General features: G+C 72.2%; 16 protein-coding genes. 9 read left to right on the forward strand and 7 right to left on the reverse strand.

Annotation, left to right across the window (positions count from 1 at the left end):
• Window positions 1-301 precede the first annotated feature (301 nt).
• The 3 genes from ACIGNX_RS13970 to ACIGNX_RS13980 all read left to right on the forward strand — a co-directional run bounded on the left by ACIGNX_RS13970 (window position 302) and on the right by ACIGNX_RS13980 (window position 3,183).
• Window positions 302-1,729, forward strand: a complete 1,428-nt coding sequence (locus ACIGNX_RS13970; protein ID WP_396539796.1) for a diguanylate cyclase domain-containing protein — start codon at window positions 302-304, stop codon at window positions 1,727-1,729.
• Between the two features lie 149 nt (window positions 1,730-1,878).
• The gene (locus ACIGNX_RS13975; RefSeq protein ID WP_396539798.1) at window positions 1,879-2,628 is read left to right on the forward strand and encodes an MHYT domain-containing protein; all 750 of its coding nucleotides are present in this window, start codon (window positions 1,879-1,881) and stop codon (window positions 2,626-2,628) included.
• A gap of 21 nt (window positions 2,629-2,649) precedes the next feature.
• Entirely contained in the window at window positions 2,650-3,183 is a 534-nt protein-coding gene (locus ACIGNX_RS13980; protein ID WP_396539800.1) for a molybdenum cofactor guanylyltransferase, read from the forward strand.
• Between the two features lie 2 nt (window positions 3,184-3,185).
• On the opposite strand, the gene ACIGNX_RS13985 is transcribed toward ACIGNX_RS13980, so the two are convergent.
• Window positions 3,186-5,177: a hypothetical protein gene (locus ACIGNX_RS13985; protein ID WP_396539802.1), complete on the reverse strand. Its 1,992-nt coding sequence runs from the start codon at window positions 5,175-5,177 to the stop codon at window positions 3,186-3,188.
• 244 nt (window positions 5,178-5,421) lie between these two features.
• Here ACIGNX_RS13985 and ACIGNX_RS13990 point away from each other — a divergent pair, with 244 nt between their 5' ends.
• From ACIGNX_RS13990 to ACIGNX_RS14000, 3 genes are all read left to right on the forward strand, one after another.
• Window positions 5,422-6,453, forward strand: coding sequence for an AAA family ATPase (locus ACIGNX_RS13990; RefSeq protein WP_396539804.1), 1,032 nt, complete (start codon window positions 5,422-5,424; stop codon window positions 6,451-6,453).
• Window positions 6,454-6,518: 65 nt separating this feature from the next.
• Entirely contained in the window at window positions 6,519-7,400 is an 882-nt protein-coding gene (locus ACIGNX_RS13995; protein WP_396540139.1) for a DUF58 domain-containing protein, read from the forward strand.
• A complete protein-coding gene (locus ACIGNX_RS14000; protein ID WP_396539806.1) occupies window positions 7,400-8,365 on the forward strand; it encodes a VWA domain-containing protein in 966 nt (321 codons plus the stop codon). The genes ACIGNX_RS13995 and ACIGNX_RS14000 overlap by 1 nt, the downstream gene beginning before the upstream one ends.
• 204 nt (window positions 8,366-8,569) lie before the next feature.
• Here ACIGNX_RS14000 and ACIGNX_RS14005 read toward each other — a convergent pair whose 3' ends face one another.
• From ACIGNX_RS14005 to ACIGNX_RS14015, 3 genes are read right to left on the reverse strand one after another with little or no spacing between them, the layout of a single operon-like run.
• Window positions 8,570-9,454, reverse strand: a complete 885-nt coding sequence (locus tag ACIGNX_RS14005; RefSeq protein WP_396539808.1) for a TAXI family TRAP transporter solute-binding subunit — start codon at window positions 9,452-9,454, stop codon at window positions 8,570-8,572.
• Window positions 9,451-10,806, reverse strand: a complete 1,356-nt coding sequence (locus tag ACIGNX_RS14010; RefSeq protein WP_396539810.1) for a sensor histidine kinase — start codon at window positions 10,804-10,806, stop codon at window positions 9,451-9,453. The genes ACIGNX_RS14005 and ACIGNX_RS14010 overlap by 4 nt, the downstream gene beginning before the upstream one ends.
• The gene (locus tag ACIGNX_RS14015; protein WP_396539812.1) at window positions 10,807-11,490 is read right to left on the reverse strand and encodes a response regulator transcription factor; all 684 of its coding nucleotides are present in this window, start codon (window positions 11,488-11,490) and stop codon (window positions 10,807-10,809) included.
• 57 nt (window positions 11,491-11,547) lie between these two features.
• Here ACIGNX_RS14015 and ACIGNX_RS14020 point away from each other — a divergent pair, with 57 nt between their 5' ends.
• Both ACIGNX_RS14020 and ACIGNX_RS14025 read left to right on the forward strand, forming a co-directional pair.
• On the forward strand, window positions 11,548-12,276 hold the full coding sequence (locus tag ACIGNX_RS14020) for an ANTAR domain-containing response regulator (RefSeq protein ID WP_396539814.1): 729 nt from the start codon (window positions 11,548-11,550) through the stop codon (window positions 12,274-12,276).
• Window positions 12,277-12,412: 136 nt separating this feature from the next.
• The gene (locus ACIGNX_RS14025) at window positions 12,413-13,132 is read left to right on the forward strand and encodes a hypothetical protein (protein ID WP_396539816.1); all 720 of its coding nucleotides are present in this window, start codon (window positions 12,413-12,415) and stop codon (window positions 13,130-13,132) included.
• 69 nt (window positions 13,133-13,201) lie between these two features.
• Here ACIGNX_RS14025 and ACIGNX_RS14030 read toward each other — a convergent pair whose 3' ends face one another.
• A complete protein-coding gene (locus tag ACIGNX_RS14030) occupies window positions 13,202-14,335 on the reverse strand; it encodes a DUF6801 domain-containing protein (protein ID WP_396539817.1) in 1,134 nt (377 codons plus the stop codon).
• Window positions 14,336-14,359: 24 nt separating this feature from the next.
• Entirely contained in the window at window positions 14,360-15,592 is a 1,233-nt protein-coding gene (locus tag ACIGNX_RS14035; RefSeq protein WP_396539819.1) for a DUF6801 domain-containing protein, read from the reverse strand.
• Window positions 15,593-15,815: 223 nt separating this feature from the next.
• On the opposite strand from ACIGNX_RS14035, the gene ACIGNX_RS14040 reads away from it, so the two are divergent.
• Entirely contained in the window at window positions 15,816-16,439 is a 624-nt protein-coding gene (locus ACIGNX_RS14040) for a hypothetical protein (RefSeq protein WP_396539821.1), read from the forward strand.
• On the opposite strand, the gene ACIGNX_RS14045 is transcribed toward ACIGNX_RS14040, so the two are convergent.
• The gene (locus ACIGNX_RS14045; RefSeq protein ID WP_396539823.1) at window positions 16,408-17,652 is read right to left on the reverse strand and encodes a helix-turn-helix domain-containing protein; all 1,245 of its coding nucleotides are present in this window, start codon (window positions 17,650-17,652) and stop codon (window positions 16,408-16,410) included. The genes ACIGNX_RS14040 and ACIGNX_RS14045 overlap by 32 nt on opposite strands.
• Window positions 17,653-17,664: the final 12 nt, after the last annotated feature.

Raw genomic sequence — 17,664 nt, forward strand, 5'->3', positions numbered from 1 at the left:
GATCACGGGTGGATATGAACCCTATTCAGGGTCGTCGCGGAATGGGCACCCCAGAATTGCGGGAAAATGGTGCCGATCACCCGAATGCGCGACGCCGATTCGGTAGCGTCGATGTCCACAGGGGGAAGTCAAGTCCAGGGGGGACCATGACGGCCGACCGGTTGTTCCTCGGTGACGGCGCATCGGCTCGCGGCGGACGTGACGGCCGACGTGGCGGTGGACGTGGTGGCGGTGGGCGTGGTGGCGGGCCGCCCGCCGTGCCGTCGCACCGCGCGCTCCCGCGGCTGCCCAGCGCGTCGCGATGAACGGCGGGTTCCACCGGGCGGTGCTCGAACGGGCCGACGCCGCCGTGCTGGTGGTCGACCCGGGCGACCTGGGCGTGCGGTGGGCGACCCCGGCGGCCCGGCGGCTGTTCGGCGGCGCCTCCGGCCTGCTGCCCGACCTGGTGGCGAACGGCGACGCGGCGGCCGTGGGCACGTTCCTGCAGGCGGCGGGGCGCACGGGGGCGTCGCGGCTGTCGTGCGCGGTGCCGGTGGAGGGCTCCGCCCAGCGGCGCGTCGACCTGATCGCCCGCGACCTGAGCACCGACCCGGACGTGCGCGGCCTCGTGGTGGTGGCGCTGGACGTGACGGGGTGGGCGGAGACGGCCGACGTGCTGGGCAGCAGGCTCACCACCGACGCGTTGACGGGCCTGGCCAACCGCACCGGGTTCCTGCCGCGGCTGGAGCAGGCGGTGCGCGGCGCGCCGGGCCCGGTGCTGGTGTTCCTCGACCTCGACCAGTTCAAGGACGTCAACGACCGCCACGGGCACGCCGTCGGCGACCACGTGCTGCGCCTGGTCGCGTCGCGGCTGGCGGAGGCGGTGGCCGGGCGCGGCACGGCGGCGCGGCTGGGCGGCGACGAGTTCGTCGTGCTGCTCGACGAGCTGGACGAGCGCGAGGCCGTCGCCGCGGTGTGCGACATCGCGGCGGTCATCGGCAGGCCGGTGGTGCTGGACGAGGACGTGGTGCGGGTGTCGGCGTCGGCGGGCATCACGTTCGTGCGGCCCGGCCACGGCGGGGAGGAGCTGCTCCAGCAGGCGGACCTCGCGATGTACCGGGCCAAGACGATCGGGCCGGTCGGCGTGGCGGTCTACGACGAGGACCTGGAGGACTGGGCGCTGGCGCGCAAGCACCAGGTGGACCGGCTCGCCGAACGGCTGGAGCAGCTGCACGCGGAGAACCGGGCGCTGGCCGAGGCGGCGACGGTCGACCAGCGGACCGGCCTGCCCAACCCGGCGGCGTTCGACGCCGACCACGCCCGGCGCAACCGCGTCGGCGAGCCGTACAGCCTGCTGCTGGTCGACATCGACCGGTTCCACGGCTACAACACGCTGTACCGGTACCTGGCCGGGCACGAGACGCTGCGCGCGGTCGGCGAGGCGATCGACCGCACCACCCGGGCGGGTGACCGCGCGTACCGGTACGGGGGCGAGGAGTTCACCGTGCTGCTGCCGGGCACGCGGCTGGACGGCGCGCTGGCCCTGGGCGAGCGGGTCAGGCAGGCGGTGGAGCGGCTCGGCATCGAGCACCGGGGCAACCCGGGCGGCGTGGTGACGGTGTCGATCGGCGCGGTGGAGGTCCGGCCCGGCGCGTCGGTCACGGACGCGGTGGAGGAGGCGAGCGTCGCGGTGCTGGAGGCCAAGGACGCGGGCCGCAACCGGGTGGTCGGGCGGATCGCCGGCCCCTGAACCGTCGGCTCACCCGCGTGGCGCGGTGTACGGCCGTTCAGCCCAACTCTCAACTACTCACAGTAGATTATTTCGTGAGTTGCATTGCGAGTTGATGAATTGACCTGGGCTGATCTGGTGAAGGCGATCACGGTCGGTTAGTAAGGGCTGTGCACCACGATTCACTGCAGCACTTCTCCGACGGCCTCTCCACGCTGGTGCCGGCCTACGTCGTCTCCGTGATCGGCTCGCTGATCGGCCTCGCCTGCATGGCGCGGGCCCAGGGAGAGCCCAACCGTGCGCTCAAGGCGCGCTGGGTCGTGTTCGGCGCGTTCGCCATCGGCGGCGTCGCCATCTGGCTCATGCACTTCATCGCGATGCTGGGCTTCGACGTGCCCGACGCGTCGGTCAAGTACTCCGTGCCGCCGACCGCGCTGTCCGCCGTCGTGGCGATCGGGGTGGTCGGCGCGGGCCTGTCGGTGGTGACGCTCCTGCGGTTCACCCGGATGCGGCTGCTCATCGCGGGCGCGCTGGCCGGGCTGGGCGTGGCGGGCATGCACTACCTGGGCATGTCCGCGCTCCGGTTCCGCGGCGAGGTCTCCTACGACCCGGCGCTGGTCGCCCTGTCGTGCGTGATCGCGGTGGTGGCCGCGACCGCCGCCTTCTGGTTCACCCTGGTCGTCAGGACCGCGCCGGCCCGCGTCGCCGCCGGGTTGATCATGGGCGTGGCGGTCACCGGCATGCACTACACGGGCATGGCGGCGGCGCGCGTGAGCACCGACCCGTCGTTCCCCGTGCCCCGGGGTGCGGACGCGTTCGACCTGGTGTTCCCGGTGTTCGTGACGAGCGCGCTGGTGGTGGCCGCGCTGCTGTGGATGCTCTTCACCGCCGACGACGACGCGCTGGGCGAGGTCGCGTAGGCCGCCGCTACGGTGGTCGGCGTGTCGTGGTCGGCGGTCGTGCTCGCGGGTGGTCGGGGCAGCAGGCTGGGCGGCGTCGACAAGGCGTCGCTCGTGGTCGGCGGCCGCACGCTGCTGGACCACGTGCTGGCCGCCGTGGCGGGTGCCGCGCGGGTCGTCGTGGTCGGCCCGAGCAAGGACGACGTGCCGGGCGTGACGTGGGCGCGGGAGGACCCGCCGGGAGGCGGTCCGGTGGCCGGCCTGGCCGCGGGCCTGGTCCACGTCGGGACCGACCTGGTGGTGGTGCTGGCCGTGGACCAACCTGGCCTGACGAGGTCCACGGTGGACCGCCTGCGGGCCGCCGTCGCCGACGCGGGCGCGGTCCTGGTGGACGACGCGGGCCGCGCGCAGTGGCTCATCGGCGCGTGGCGCACCTCGGCGCTCCGCGAAGCCCTCCCGGCGGACCCGCGCGGCACGTCGATGCGCTCCGTCCTGGCGCCGCTGACCCCGGTCGAGGTCCCCGCCCTCCCGGGCGAGTCCCGCGACGTGGACGCACCGGGCGACCTCGTCCCGTGACCTCAGCCCTTCTCCGCCAGACGATCTTGCAACGTTGCGTGTCGGAACTGGTAGACCGGGCCGACGGTGCGCAAGAGGTGCCGCTCCCGAGCGTCTTCGAGAAACCGGACTAATCGTAACGGGGTTCCGTGTCGAATGGCCAGATACACCTGCGTCAACGCGGTTTGCCAGCTCTGCAAGCCCATCACAGCCAATGACAAGAACATGCAGGACACGGCGACGAGCATCACAGGTGAATCGAACATCAGATCCAGTGTAGCGCCCAATGTCAACCAAAAAACCAGCCACAAAGCACGTTCACGTCGCCATGTCTGAACCGGGTCCGCCGGCTCCCCAGTGCCGTTGGATGGCGTAATGAACCCACTGAGCAGGGTCACGAGAATTAGTGTGATTACACCTTTCGGTGCCCCTTCCAGCCAGTAGACGGCAAATCCGGACGAGAGCCCCGCGCCGAGGCGGTACCTTGCTCCTGCGAGGCTGAATACGCTCCCGAATGACAGCCTGACTTTAGCAGGGGGTCGGGCACCGACAATGGTGATCGCGAGTCCGAACACCGAGCCCAGTACTCCACCGACGACTAGTCCGCCACGTAGGGCGACCACGGTGCCGAAGAGCGTGCTGAGCGCTACGCCGAAGACGACGGCGAACAGCGCGCCGCCGAACAACGTGCTGAGAAGAATACGAACGCTGGCCGGGATCCACCTGGGGATGTCCCACCAAGCCAGATCCCGGGTCGTCTGCGCGTTAAGCCGGCGCGCGATGAGGGTGAGAGCGCGGCGCGCCCGGTACGCGGAGTACCGGGGGACGGGTCGTCCTGGTCGGGGGCTGTACGCCGCAGTGACCGCACGATCGAGCAAATGGTCGGTAATGGCTTTTGGCGTGGGGAATCGGGTCTCGTCGAGGAGTTCCCCGACAGGTCCGGTTGGGTGGTAGACGTCGTGTACGAGACTCACCCACAAGGGCGTCACCAGGCTTCGGCCCAGTGGGCTGCCCGGTCGGCTGGTAACCGTGGTTGCGACCCGCCGCCAACTATCCGGAGCGGGGTCGGTCAACGGTCGCAAGAGATACTCGGCGACGGTGTCCGGAGGCAGCGCTTGGAGTTCTAGCGCCACCGCGCTGTACAGACCGTGGTGCCGGACCGCCTCCGCGAGTTCGGCGCTCCGGGTCAGTAGCACGAGCCGGAACGTAGCCTGTTCGCTCAAGGCAAGCAGGGCGCGCGGCCGCACCTGCTCGACTATCTCGTCCAAGCCGTCCAAGAACACTGCGATTCGACCCGCGTCCAGCAGCTTACCTGCCAACCGCGTCCAGCCGCGCAGCGGCGGCAGGTCGGTCAATTTGGCGGTTAGCCAGTCACGCAAGCTGGTCGTGTTCGGGTCCCAACTCCGTAGGGTGAACATTACCGGCACCGGAATCTGCCTTCTATGGACATCCGAGGTGGCTTGTTCGCGATAGCGGAGTGCGTCCAGCATAAGCAGCACAGCAGCCGAGCTCTTGCCGGCGCCGGGGCCACCGACGATCATCAGTCGACCAGACGGCAGGCCGCCATAGATCGCGTGCAGGTTCTGGCGGGTTCCGCTGCTTATGTGGTCGACAGTGACCCGAGTGAGGCCCGGCAGTGGGTCGAACCAGTGCTGACCGTCGGTCGCAGCCGAGACCGGACCCGCAAGGCCGCCACCGGCTCGCCGCCACCGGATCGGGAGCGGCGCGGGCTGGATCAGCCTGCGTTCCACGGCGGTCGCCTCACCCTGGCTGCGCATGGCGAGCGCCAATTGGTCGGTGACCTCGTCCAGGTCCGGAACCGGCGAACCCGCCGCCGCACGCCACAGAGCGACCAAGCTGATCGGCAATCCGACAGCGGCGAGGACGAATTGGCCGTAGCCGCTGGCTGTGCTGCGGTCAACAGGATCGAGCAACGCGACTTCGAAGACCCACCAGCCGAGGGCAGCAGTTAGGAGGACGAACCCTACGAGCGGCAACCACTTGCGTTGCGTCACGTCGGTACAGTCTCGCAGCCGCGATCCGGAGGCACCGCGATCGACGTAACCAGTCCGCTGTTCACCCGAACGGCAGTGCGTCAGCGTCTCGCCAACCCGATCCGGTGACGCGTTGACAAGATCAGGTGGGAGCGGCGTGAGCTGCGTCGCGACGCCGGTCACCGGGGCGGACCCCTTCACAAGAGCCACACCGTCCGCAGGGGAGACTGGAACACAGTCGCACAACCCTGTCGAGGAGGACCTGTTGTCCGAGCCCGCCGCCGAGGCGCCCCACACGCCGGCTCGTGACGCCCAGTTGCTCGAACGCACGGTGTTCGAGGTCAAGCGGGTGATCGTCGGTCAGGACCGGTTGGTCGAGCGGATGCTCGTCGGCCTGCTGGCGAAGGGCCACCTGCTGCTGGAGGGCGTGCCCGGCGTCGCCAAGACGCTCGCCGTGGAGACGTTCGCCAACGTCGTCGGCGGCTCGTTCTCCCGCGTGCAGTTCACCCCCGACCTGGTGCCCGCCGACATCCTCGGCACCCGCATCTACCGCCAGGGCAGCGAGAGCTTCGACGTCGAGCTCGGCCCGGTGGTCGCCAACTTCGTCCTCGCCGACGAGATCAACCGCGCCCCCGCCAAGGTCCAGTCGGCGATGCTGGAGGTCATGGCCGAGCGGCACGTGTCCATCGGCGGCAAGACGTTCCCGATGCCCACCCCGTTCCTGGTCCTGGCCACCCAGAACCCGATCGAGAACGAGGGCGTCTACCCCCTGCCCGAGGCGCAGCGCGACCGGTTCCTGTTCAAGATCCAGGTCGAGTACCCGACGGCCGAGGAGGAGCGGGAGATCGTCTACCGGATGGGCGTCGAGCCGCCGGTGCCCAGCCAGGTCCTCGGCCCGGACGAGCTGGTGCGCCTGCAGGGCGTCGCCTCCCGGGTCTTCGTGCACCACGCGCTGGTCGACTACGTGGTGCGGCTGGTCATCGCGACCCGCGCGCCCAAGGAGCACCAGCTCACCGACGTGGCCGGGTGGGTCGCCTACGGCGCCTCGCCGCGCGCCAGCCTCGGCATCATCGCCGCCGCCCGCGCCCTGGCGCTGGTGCGCGGGCGCGACTACGTGCTGCCCCAGGACATCGTGGACGTGGTGCCGGACGTGCTGCGGCACCGCCTCGTGCTGTCCTACGACGCACTGGCCGACGGCGTCCCGCTGGACCACATCATCACCCGCGTGCTGCAGACCGTGCCGCTGCCGCAGGTCTCCGCGCGCCCGCAGACGCCGCAGCCCGCGGGCAGGCCGTGACCGAGGCGAACCCGACGACCGGCGCGCGGCCGAACTGGGCGCCGCCGGTGCTGCACGGCGGCCGGATGGAAGCGGCGCTGCGCACGCTCGAACTGGAAGTGCGCCGCCGGCTGGACGGCCTGCTGCAGGGCAACCACCTGGGGCTCGTGCCCGGACCGGGGTCCGAGCCCGGCGAGGCCCGGCCCTACCAGCCCGGTGACGACGTGCGGCGGATGGACTGGGCCGTCACCGCGCGCACCACCGTGCCGCACATCCGCGAGACCGTCGCCGACCGCGAGCTGGAGACGTGGCTCGCGATCGACCTGTCGCCGAGCCTCGACTTCGGCACGGCGGCGTGCGAGAAGCGCGACCTGGTGGTCGCCGCGACGGCCGCGGTCGCGCACCTGACGCGCGGCGGCGGCAACCGGATCGGCGCGCTGGTCTCCACCGGCGCGGAGCTGGTCCGCGTGCCCGCCCGCGGTGGCCTGGCGCACTCGCGCGGCCTGATCCGCAAGGTCGCCGAGACCCCGCGCGCCCCCGAGGGCACCCGCGGCTCCCTGGCCGACGTGGTCGAGCAGCTGCGCCGCCCGCCGCGCCGCCGCGGCCTGGTCGTGGTGATCTCGGACTTCCTCGGCGGCACGGAGTGGCAGCGCCCGCTGCGCGCGTTGTCCGCCCGGCACGACCTCGTGGCGATCGAGGTCGTCGACCCGCGCGACATCGACCTGCCCGAGGTGGGCACGGTCGTGCTGGCCGACCCGGAGTCGGGCAGGCAGCGGGAGGTCGTCGCGTCGCCGCTGCTGCGCCGCGAGTTCGCCGCCGCGGCGGCCGAGCACCGCGCCGAGGTGGCCGCGGGCCTGCGCCGCGCCGGGGCGGGCCACCTGGTCCTGCGCACCGACTCGGACTGGATCGCCGACACCGTGCGATTCGTCGTCGCGCGCAAGCGCCGCTGGTCGGGAGGGGTGGCCTGATGAGCCTGTCGGGTTTCACCGCGCCCTGGTGGTTCCTGCTGCTGGTGGCCGTGGCGGCGCTGGCCGCGCTGTACGTCGTGCTGCAGCGCGTGCTGCGCAAGCGGACGCTGCGGTTCGCCAACCTGCCCATGCTGGAGAAGGTCGCCCCCAAGCGGCAGGGCTGGTACAAGCACGTGCCCGTGGCGGTGCTGATGGTGGCGTTCATCGCGCTGACCGTGGCGCTGGCCGGGCCGACCGCCGAGCAGAAGGTGCCGCGCAACCGGGCCACCGTGATGCTGGTGGTCGACACGTCGCTGTCGATGAAGGCGACCGACGTGCAGCCGTCCCGGCTGGAGGCCGCCCAGGTGGCCGCCAAGTCGTTCGCCGACGGGCTCACGCCGGGCATCAACCTGGGGCTGATCTCGTTCGCGGGCTCCGCCACCGTGCTGGTCGCGCCGACGACCGACCGCGCGGCGGTGACGCAGAGCATCGACGGGCTGAAGCTGGCCCAGTCCACCGCGACCGGTGACGCGATCGTGGCCGCGCTGGCGGCGATCGACTCGTTCGGCAAGGTGGTCGGCGGCGCGGACGGGCCGCCGCCCGCGCGGGTCGTGCTGATGACCGACGGCAAGGAGACCGTGGGCACGCGGGACGCGTTCGACGCGGCGGAGGACGCGAAGAAGGCGGGCGTGCCGATCTCCACGATCTCGTTCGGCACCGAGTCGGGCGTGGTCGAGATCGAGGGCCGGCGGCAGGAGGTGCCGGTGGACGACGACTCGATGAAGGAGATCGCGAAGCTGTCCGGCGGCGAGTTCTTCAAGGCCGCGAGCGCCGAGGAGCTGCGCCGGGTGTACGACACGCTGGGTGAGCAGATCGGCTACGAGAAGAAGCAGGCCGACGCGTCCCGGCCGTGGGTGGCGCTGGGCACCGTGCTGGGGATGATCGCCGTGGCGGGCGCGCTGCTCTTCGGCCAACGCCTGCCCTGACCTCCCGACCCCGACCGCGAGAGTCCTACGTCCAGAGCGCGAGAGTCCAACGCTCGCGACCCCCGAGTTCAACGCTCAAGCCGAACGGCGTAAGCCTCGAGCGTCGAACTCGGGGTGCCTGGACGTAGGACTCTCGCGCTCCCAACGTTGGACTCTCGCGCTCCGAACGTAGGACTCTCGCGTTCTGAAGGTAGGACTCTCGGGTCAGCCGTGGAGGTGGCGGTAGGTGGCGGCGGCGCCCGGGTGCAGGGGGAGGGTGGCGGTGCCGATCAGGCTCCGGACGTCGAGGAACTGGGTGCCCACGGTCTGCCCCGGCACGAGGGCCGCCGCACGCGACACCAGCGTGCGGGTGACGGCGGCGGCCACGTCGTCCGGCAGCGACGCCCGGCACACCAGCAGGTTCGCCACCCCGATCGTCGGCACCTCGCGCGCCGCGCCGTACACGCCCACCGGCACCGGCACCTGCTCGTACACCGAGCCGTGGGCCGCCCGCAGCCGCGGCACGAGATCGCCCAGCGGCAGCAGCCGGATGCCCGGCAGCCGGTCCAACGTGGGCGTCGGCACGCCGCCCGACCACAGCAGCGCGTCCACCCGCCCCCGCGCCAACGCCCGCGCCGCGTCACCCAGCCTGAGGTGCTCCACCCGCACGGACCCGCGCAGCCCCAGCGCCGCGAGCATCCGCTCACCCGACAGCGACGCGCCCGAGCCCTCCGCGCCCAGCGACACCGCCCGCCCCGCCAGGTCCGCCGGCACCCGCGCCGGGTCGTCCTCCCGCACGACCAGCTGCAGGTAGTTCTCGTACACCCGCCCCAACGCGCGCAGCTCCAGCCCCGGATCGGCGACCAGGGCCGAGTCGGCGAGCGTGAGCGCGACCTGCGCCCCGCCGCTAGCCAGCAGCCCCAGGTTCGCCAGGCTGCCCTCCGTCTCCAGCACCCGGCCGCGCACGTCCACCAGCTGCCCGGTCAGCAGCGTCGCGAACTCGAAGTACATCCCGCCCCGCTCGCCGGCGGCGATCACCACCTCACCCGACGACCCACCGGCCGAGCACCCGGCGGCCAATGCCCCGAGCAGGAACACCCGCCGGTTCACAGCGCCGGCTCCAGCGGCAGCTCGACCCGGGCGGTGAACCCGTCCGCCGACGACAGCCGCAGCACGCCCTGCCGCGCCTTGACCAGCTGGTCCGCGATGGCCAGGCCCAACCCCGTCCCCGGCTGCCCGGACCGCCCGCGCCAGAACCTCGCCGTGGCCAACGCCAGCTCCTCCTCGCCCAACCCCGGACCGTCGTCGTGCACCTCGACCCAGCCGACCCCCGCCGCGCGGTCCGCCCCGAGCGACACCCGCACCGCGCCGCCGTACTTCACCGCGTTGTCCAGCAGCACGTCCAGCACCTGCGCGAGGTCCGACTCCGGGCACCGCACCAGCACCGGCAGCGCGGGCACGTCGGGCAGCGGCACCTGCCAGAACCCGGCCCGGTCCACCGCCACCGCGCCCGCGTCGGCCAGCTCCGGCTCACGCCCGCCGGCCGCCACCTCGGTCGCCGCGCTCTCCGCCGCCGCCAGCGCCAGCAGCCCGTCCAGCAGGGACTCCAGCCGCTCGATCTCGGCCACGGCCGCCGCGTACGCGCGCGACCCCGCCGGCCCGACCTGGCCGCTCAACGTGTCCATGCGCAGCCGCAGCGCCGCCATCGGGTTGCGCAGCTGGTGCGAGGCGTCCGCGATGAGCCTCCGCTGCTGGTCGGCCGCCTCCGTCACGGCGTCGGACATCCGGTTGAACGACTCCGACAGCTCCCGCACCTCCGGCGGCCCGCTGCTGCCCGGCACGTGCGCCCGCCGCTCGCCCGCCGCGACCGCGCGGACCCCCACGGCCAGCTCGGCCAGGGGTTCGAGCAGCCACCGCGCCACGGCCAGCACCAGCAGCACCGAGGCGACGGCCGCCGCCAGCGCCCCTCCGAGCACCAGCAGCCACCGGGTCGCCACGTCCGCCGCCGCGCGGTCCACCGACGCCCGCAGCACCACCGCGCCCGCCACCCTGGTGCCCGTGCCGACCGGCCGGGCGAACACCACGTGCCCCGACGACCAGGGCGTCACCGTCGGCACGGCCGGTGCGGGCTGGTTGCGCAGCGCCGCGTCCAGCACCCCCGCCACCGCGGGGTCATCCGCCCCGAGGCCCGCCTGGGCGACCGGCTGCCGCCGCGCGTCGACCACCACCACCTGGTCGCCGTACAGCCCGACGTACGCGGCGACCTCGTCCTCCAACGCCGCCCGGTCGCCCGTGGTCTCGGCCTGCTGGGCGAGCGCGGCGAACCGGTCCAGGTCGCCGGTGCGGGCCAGCACGAACCGCTGCGTGCGCTCGGCGGCCGTCGCGGACAGCAGCGGCACGGCGAACGCCGTCACTGCGGCGGCGGAGAACAGCAGCAGCACCAGCAGCAGGCGGCGGCGCATTCACCTGCCCGCCTGCTCGTCGCCGGTGGACGCCAGCCGGTAGCCGAACCCGCGGATCGTGGTGAGCAGGCCGGGACGGTCCAGTTTGGCCCGCAGCCCCGCCAGGTGCACGTCCAGCGAGCGCGACACGGCCAGGTAGGCGTCGCCCCACACCTCGTCCATGAGCTGCTGGCGGCTGACCGCCGTGCCCGCGCGGCCCGCCAGCGCGGCCAGCACGTCGAACTCCTTGGTGGTCAACGAGACCTCCACGCCGCCGACGACGACCCGCCGCGCCTCCAGGTCGATCTCCACGTCGCCGACCCGCACCGCGCGGTCCCTCGGCCCGGTGAGCGCGGCGCTGCGCCGGGCGACCGCGTCCATGCGGGCCAGCAACTCCCCGAGGCGGACCGGTTTCACCAGGTAGTCGTCCGCGCCGAGGCGCAGCCCGCGCACGATCGACCGCTCGTCGCCGCGCGCGGTGAGAACGAGCACAGGCATCGCCGACACCTTCCGGATCTTGCGCAGCACCTCCAACCCGTCGGTGTCGGGCAGCCCCAGGTCGAGCAGCAGCAGGTCGAAGTCGCGGTGTGCCAACAGCGCGTCCGCGCCGCGCGCGACCCGGCTCGGCCGGTGGTCGTGGGCCTCCAGCGCCTCGACCAGGGCGTCCGCCACCCCGTCGTCGTCCTCGACGAGCAGCACGCGCACCCCGTCCACCCCCTCCGGTTGGGGCGATTATGGCGTTCGAGGTGTAAACAAGGGGCTGTGAGCATTGACGAACACGTCCCCGCCGTCCTCCTGGACGAGGCCAGCGAGGCGTTGGAGGAGCTCGCGGGCGTGCTGGCCGACGGCCAGACCCTGAAGGAGGCCCTCCAGCAGTTGGCGGAGTCGGCCTCCCGGGTCATCCCGGACGCGGAGAACGTCAGCGTGACCGCCGTGGACCCCGACGGGGCGTCCACGGTGGCCGCGACCGACGAGAAGGTGCTCGCGGTGGACGCCGACCAGTACGAGGCCGGTGACGGACCGTGCCTGGAGGCGGCCCGGACGCTGCGGCCGGTGCGCGCCACCGTCGAGAGCGGCCGGCGGAAGTGGCCCCGGTTCGCCGACGCCGCCGAGCGGGCGGGCGTGCGCGCGTACCTCTCCACGCCGATCGTGCTCGAGGACGAGATGCTCGGCTCGCTCAACCTGTACAGCTCGAACGACCGGGCGTTCGACCCGTTCGACGAGGCGCTGCTGCGGTTGTTCGCCACGGCCGCGTCCACCTCGATCACCGGGTTCCGCCGCTACGAGCGGTCCCGCCGGCTGATCGAGCACCTCCAGCACGCGCTGGAGTCGCGCGCCGAGATCGACCAGGCCAAGGGCGTGCTGATGGCCGCGCACGGCGTGGACGCCGAGGCCGCGTTCGGCCAGCTGGTGCTGGAATCCCAGCAGCACAACACCAAGCTGCGCGAGGTCGCCCGCAACCTGCTCGCGTCGGTGCGCCGGGACCCGTGATTGTCACGTCCCTGACAAAGGCGCGATTCGCTTTTTCGCTTTTTCCACAGGAATGAATCGGGCGGTTCCGCGGCGTCGATTCCCGGTTAGAGTGGGCTGGTCGGCAGCCGAATCCCATTCTGGTCCGAGGAGAAGCATGCGCCAGCACCGCGCCGCCGCGGCGGGAATCGCCGTCGCGGTCTCCGCCGCGCTTTCCGCGTGCACCGGTACCCCGCCGCCGGCGTCGTCGGTGCGGGCGTTCGACACGCCGCAGGCGCTGGCCGAGGCGAACCAGGTGGCCGCCGAGCGCAAGGGCTCGGTGACCGTCGACCTCGACCTCGCCACCAACGGCAAGGGCAGCTGCGGGCTGCGGACCACCGACTACGCCGCGTCGTGCCGGATCTCGATCGCCGGCGCGGAGGAGGTGGCGTACGTGATGGTGCCGGAGGGCATCTTCGTGCGGATACCGCGGGGCCAGGCGCCCCAACCGGACCGGCCGTGGTTGCGGGTCGACCCCGAGGACCCGGCCAACGCGCTGGGGCGCGCGATGGCGGACGTCGCCGTGCACGTCCGCGACACCGCCGACCTGCGCAAGGCGCTGCCCGGGGGTTCGCGGATCGTGGAGAAGGTCGAGGAGTCGCTGTCCGGCAGGCAGACCGTCCGCTACACGGCGCACGTGGTGGTGAACGGGCAGGCGTCGGTGCTGAAGCTGTGGGTGGACGACGCGGACCTGCCGGTGCGGACGGAGGTCGGCACGCCGGTCGAGGGCGGTGAGCCGGTGCGGGTGGTCGCGGACTACCGGGACTGGGGCAAGCCGGTCGAGATCGCCGTGCCCACGCCGGACCAGCTCGGCGAACTGCCGAAGCTGCCGGGCTGACGCCGGGACCACACCGTCCCCTCCGGCGCGTTGCCGGAGGGGACGACGCCGTTGTGGCGCGACGGTTCGTCAGGTGCGACGGCGGGTTCGGCGCAGGTGGAGCAGCACGGTCGCGCCGAGGGCCAGCAGCGCCGAGCCCAGGACCAGCGGTCCGGTGATCGAGGAGCCGGTGTAGGCGAGCTTCCCGGGGCCGTCCGGGTGGTTCGTGACCGGCACCACGGTCTGCGTCGTGGTGGTGGCCGGCTGAGTCGTCGTGGTGGTTGACGCCGTTGTGGTGGTGGTCGGCTGAGTCGTGGTGGTCGTGGTTGTTGTTGTCGTGGGCTCTGTGGTGGTGGGCTCTGTGGTGGGTTCCGTGGTGGTCGGCTCGGTCGTCGGTTCGGTTGTCGTCGGCTCCGTTGTCGTCGGTTCGGTCGTGGTCGTTTCGGTGGTGGTGGTCGTTTCGGTGGTGGTCGGGTCGGTCGTGCTGGTCGTCGGGTCGGTCGGATCCGTTGTGGTGGTGGTGGGTTCGGTCGTGGTGGTGGTCGGGTCCGTTGTCGTGGTGGTGGGTTCCGTGGTGGTCGTCGTCGGCTCGGTCGTGGTGGTCGTGGTGGTCGTGGTGGTGGCCTCCGGGAGCACGGTGAACTCGTAGAGGCGCGTCGCCTGACCCGGCTTCAGGGTGCACGGCGAGGTGAACGTGCCCAGCCCGGTCAGCGAGCCGTCGGCCGTGCGCGGGGTCAGCGTGGTCTCGAAGTCGCCGACGTCGATGGTCGTCCGGCCCGCGTTGGGGAAGCTCACCGGCGGCGTGGCACCCGAGGCGACGGTGTCGAACGGGCCCGACTGCGGCACCGGGGTCTTGGCCACGGTCAGGTCCGGCACGACGTCGAGCGCGAAGCCGGCGTTGTCCACCCGGGTCCGCGCCTTCGCCGTGCCCTCCACGGTCGCCGCGCCCACGAGCGCGAGGCCCTGCGTGGCCAGGTCCGGCACGGTGGCCGTGGCGGTCACGCGCGCCTCCGGGATCGGGCTGCCCACCTCCGCCCCGTCCGGCAGGCCGTCCACCACGATCCGCACGCTCATGTCCTGCGCGCCGATCAACGGGAACGGGCAGTTGTAGACCAGGGTGAGGGTCGCCGTCGCCGCACTGCCGACGCCCGCGCCCCACAGGGCCGAGGCACCCACCGCCGCCGCGGCGACGCCCAGCGCGGCCACCCGGTGTCGCAATCTCATCTCAGGCTCTCCAGGGAAGTGGGATCACTGCTTGGCGATCTGGAGGTCGAGCGTGTTGCCCCGACCGGGGATGGTGCCGTTGACCACGGCGGTCACCAGGCCGCAGCGCTCGAACCGGCCGATGTCGTAGGTGCCGGTGAGGCCGCCGCCGGTCAGCGGGTCGAAGCCCGGCTTCGACTTCAAGTCGATGGCGCTGGGCGTCACGGTCGTGCACCGGTCGGTCGGCCGCACGACCTGGATGCCCAGCACCCGCACGTCGGTCAGCTTGACGGCCGCGGTGGTGCGGGCGGTGACCGCGCCGGCGGTGATCGTGCCCGTCGTGCGGCCCTGCGGGATCAACCGCACGGTCGCCGTGGTGGGCACGAAACCGAAGAGCTTGAACTTGCCGGACGCGTCCGGCAGCGCCAGGTCGCCCTGGAACGTGCCGCCGAGCAGGTCGACCTCGGTGGCCAGCGTGCCCGGCCCGAGCGGCAGGCTGGAGCCGAGCTTCTTGATGGTCGACGAACCGGTGGCCCCGTAGGTGATGCGCAGCGGGTCGTTGGGTGCGGGAGTGGTCGTCGTCGGTTGAGTCGTAGTGGTCGTCGTTGTTGTTGTAGTGGTCGGCGCGGTGGTGGTGGTCGTTGTTGTCGTCGTTGTTGTGGGGGTGGACGCGGGCGACACGGTGAATTGGTGCAGCCGCGTGTTCTGATCCGGTTTGAGCGTGCAGTCGGAGGTGAACGTGCCCAGCCCGGTCTCGCTGCCGTCCGGTTTGCGCGGTGTCAACGTGGTGCTGAAGTTCCCGACCGTGATGGTGGTCGTGCCCGCGTTGGCGAACGTGAGCGGAGCGGTGCTCCCGGTGGCCACGGTGTCGAACGCCCCGGAGGAGGGCACGCCCGTCCTGGCCACCGCCAGGTCCGCCACGACGTCCTGCGCCGCGCCCGCGTTGTCCACCCGGGTGGTGGCCCTGGCCGTCCCCTCCACGGTCGTCGCGCCGACCAGCGTCAACCCCTGCGTCGCGGTCGCCGGCACGGTCGCCGTGGCGGTCACCCTGGTGGCGGCGACGGGTTGGCCGACCACGGCGGAGTCGGGCAGGTCGGCCACGTCGACGCGGACGCTCATGTCCTGCGTGCCGATCAACGGGAACGGGCAGCTGTAGACCAGGGTCACGCTCGCCGTGGCCGCCGTGCCCGTGCCCGCGCCGGTGAACGCCACCGCGCCCGCGACCGCGGTGACCACCGCCACCCCGCCGACGACCGATCGACCAGTTCGTCCCAGCATGTGCTTCTCCTCGTCGAGAGCCGTGCGGAAAACAGAGGCTACTGGTCGGTAAGGTAGCTATGAGGAACACTCGTAGCAAGCATTCCCGTTATTGTTTCCCGCGTCATGTCAGCCTGACGACAAAAGCTCTCGAAGAACTTGTCACGCGCATGACAAATCATTGTCCGGCGCTTGTGCGGCCATCATCGGGAAAGTAGTTTCGAAGAATGAGCGGAGCCGTGCGGTGAGGGTCACGCCGGTGCTGGTCGCGGCCGCCGTGCTGGCGGCCGCGGCGCTGTCGCCGACGGGGGCGGCGCGCCGGGAGGTGCCCGCGCCCCGGCCGGCGGCCGGGATCAAGGTCGTCTACCGCGTCGAGGGCACGAGCCGCATCCACAAGCTCCAGTCCGACCTGGCGATCGGGCCCGGCCTCCTGGAGGCCGAGATCGACCTGGTCAGCGGCACCATCACCGGCGACCTCACGCTGCCGCCGAGCGACGGCTACTTCGTCGTCTTCGGCTTCGTGCCCACCACCGCGCGCACCGACCTGATCCCGGTCGCCAAGGTCACCGGGACGATCAAGGAGGGCGACGTCGCGGCGAACTCCAGGCTCGACATCGCGCTCGGCGACGTCGCCGTCAACGCCCAACCGCTGGACGTCGGCGGCGCGTGCCGGACGGTCGAGCCCGCGTCGATCGACCTCGCCGGGCCGTTCGAGCTGGCGCAGATGCGCATGCGGGGCGTCTACGCCATCCCGCCCTTCGCCGGCTGCCGGGGCCGCGAGCGGTTGGACCCGCTGCTGACCGGGCTGATCTCCGGGCCCGACAACGCGATCGACCTCACGCTGACCTTGCTCCCGGGGGTCCCGTGAACCCCGGCGCGCCGGCCGGCCCGAGCTGCCCGGCGCGTCCCGGCGACCCGCCCAGCAGCCGCAGCGCCCGCAGCGCGATGCCCATGTCGAACAACGCGTCCGGGTCGTGCAGCCTCGCCCCGAACAGCTCCTCCAACTGCCGCAACCGGTAGCGCACCGTCTGCGGGTGCACCGCCAGGCTCGACGCCACCTCCGGCGCGCTGCCCCGCGTCTCCACCCACGCGGTCATCGTCTCCCGCATCCGCTGCTGCTGCTTGGGCGTCAGGCCCGCCAACGGCGCCAGCGTCCGCTTCACCAGCTCCCGCACCAGTTCCTCGTCGCCCAGCAGCAGCAAGGTCGACAGGTGCTCGGTCGTGTCGACCATCGGCCGGTCCTCGATCACGCCCGACTGGATCAGCGTGATGGTGCGGCGCGCCCAGCGCAGCGACTGCCGCGCCGACGCCAGCGGCACGACCGGGCCCACGGCGGCGCGCCACCCGCCGAGCTTGTGCTCCAGCGCGACGAGCTGCCGTTCCGGGTCGGTGAGCAGCAGGCACGGCTCGCTGCCCTCCAGGTCCATCAGGATGTCCTCGTGCAGCACCGGTATCGGCAGCTGGTGCTGGTCGGTGCGCCGTTCCAGCGCGACGACGACCACCTTGTCCGGCAGCGGCCAGTGGGCGGCCTCGGCGAGCTCGGCCAGCGCGTTGGGGTGGTAGCCCGGTTCACCGAGCAGCAGGTCGAGCAGCCGCTTGCGCCGCCGCTGCACCGCGCCCGCGTGCCGGGCCTGCGCCTCGGCGTAGCCCTCCATCGAGCGCAGGGACAGCTCGTCGATGTAGGCGAAGATCGCCTCGGCGATCAGGCACATGGTGGCCAGCGGCACGCGTTCGGTCTGCCCGAACTCGGAGATCCGCCGCCACGCCACCCGCGCGCCGATCCGGTAGGCGGTCTGCAGCAGGTCGAGGCTGCGGCCCGCGCTCACCTCCAGCTTGCCGAGCAGGCGGAACAGCTTCGCCCGGTCCTCCCGCTGCGCGGTCGGGTCGACCATCCGGTCGATGAACTGGTGGATCGCCTGTTCCACGCCCTCGACCACCACCTGGCCGAACATCCCCTCCAACTTCTGTGAATATTCGGCGATCTGGTTCTGGATTTCCCGGACCATGTCCACGGCGACGTCGCCGGCCCTCGCCCGGAACTTCGGCGCGAGGTCGGCCGGCAGTTGCTCCCAGAGGTCCACGTTCCCGATGAG

It is taken from the genome of Actinosynnema sp. NPDC053489 (assembly GCF_044544865.1).
In the GTDB taxonomy this organism is placed as follows: domain Bacteria; phylum Actinomycetota; class Actinomycetes; order Mycobacteriales; family Pseudonocardiaceae; genus Actinosynnema.

Coding starts and splice junctions, on each gene's coding strand:
- ACIGNX_RS13970 (WP_396539796.1), top strand. CDS start 302: ATGAACGGCGGGTTCCACCGGGCGGTGCTCGAACGGGCCGACGCCGCC.
- ACIGNX_RS13995 (WP_396540139.1), top strand. CDS start 6,519: ATGGAAGCGGCGCTGCGCACGCTCGAACTGGAAGTGCGCCGCCGGCTG.
- ACIGNX_RS14000 (WP_396539806.1), top strand. CDS start 7,400: ATGAGCCTGTCGGGTTTCACCGCGCCCTGGTGGTTCCTGCTGCTGGTG.
- ACIGNX_RS14010 (WP_396539810.1), bottom strand. CDS start 10,806: ATGCGCCGCCGCCTGCTGCTGGTGCTGCTGCTGTTCTCCGCCGCCGCA.
- ACIGNX_RS14025 (WP_396539816.1), top strand. CDS start 12,413: ATGCGCCAGCACCGCGCCGCCGCGGCGGGAATCGCCGTCGCGGTCTCC.
- ACIGNX_RS14030 (WP_396539817.1), bottom strand. CDS start 14,335: ATGAGATTGCGACACCGGGTGGCCGCGCTGGGCGTCGCCGCGGCGGCG.
- ACIGNX_RS14035 (WP_396539819.1), bottom strand. CDS start 15,592: ATGCTGGGACGAACTGGTCGATCGGTCGTCGGCGGGGTGGCGGTGGTC.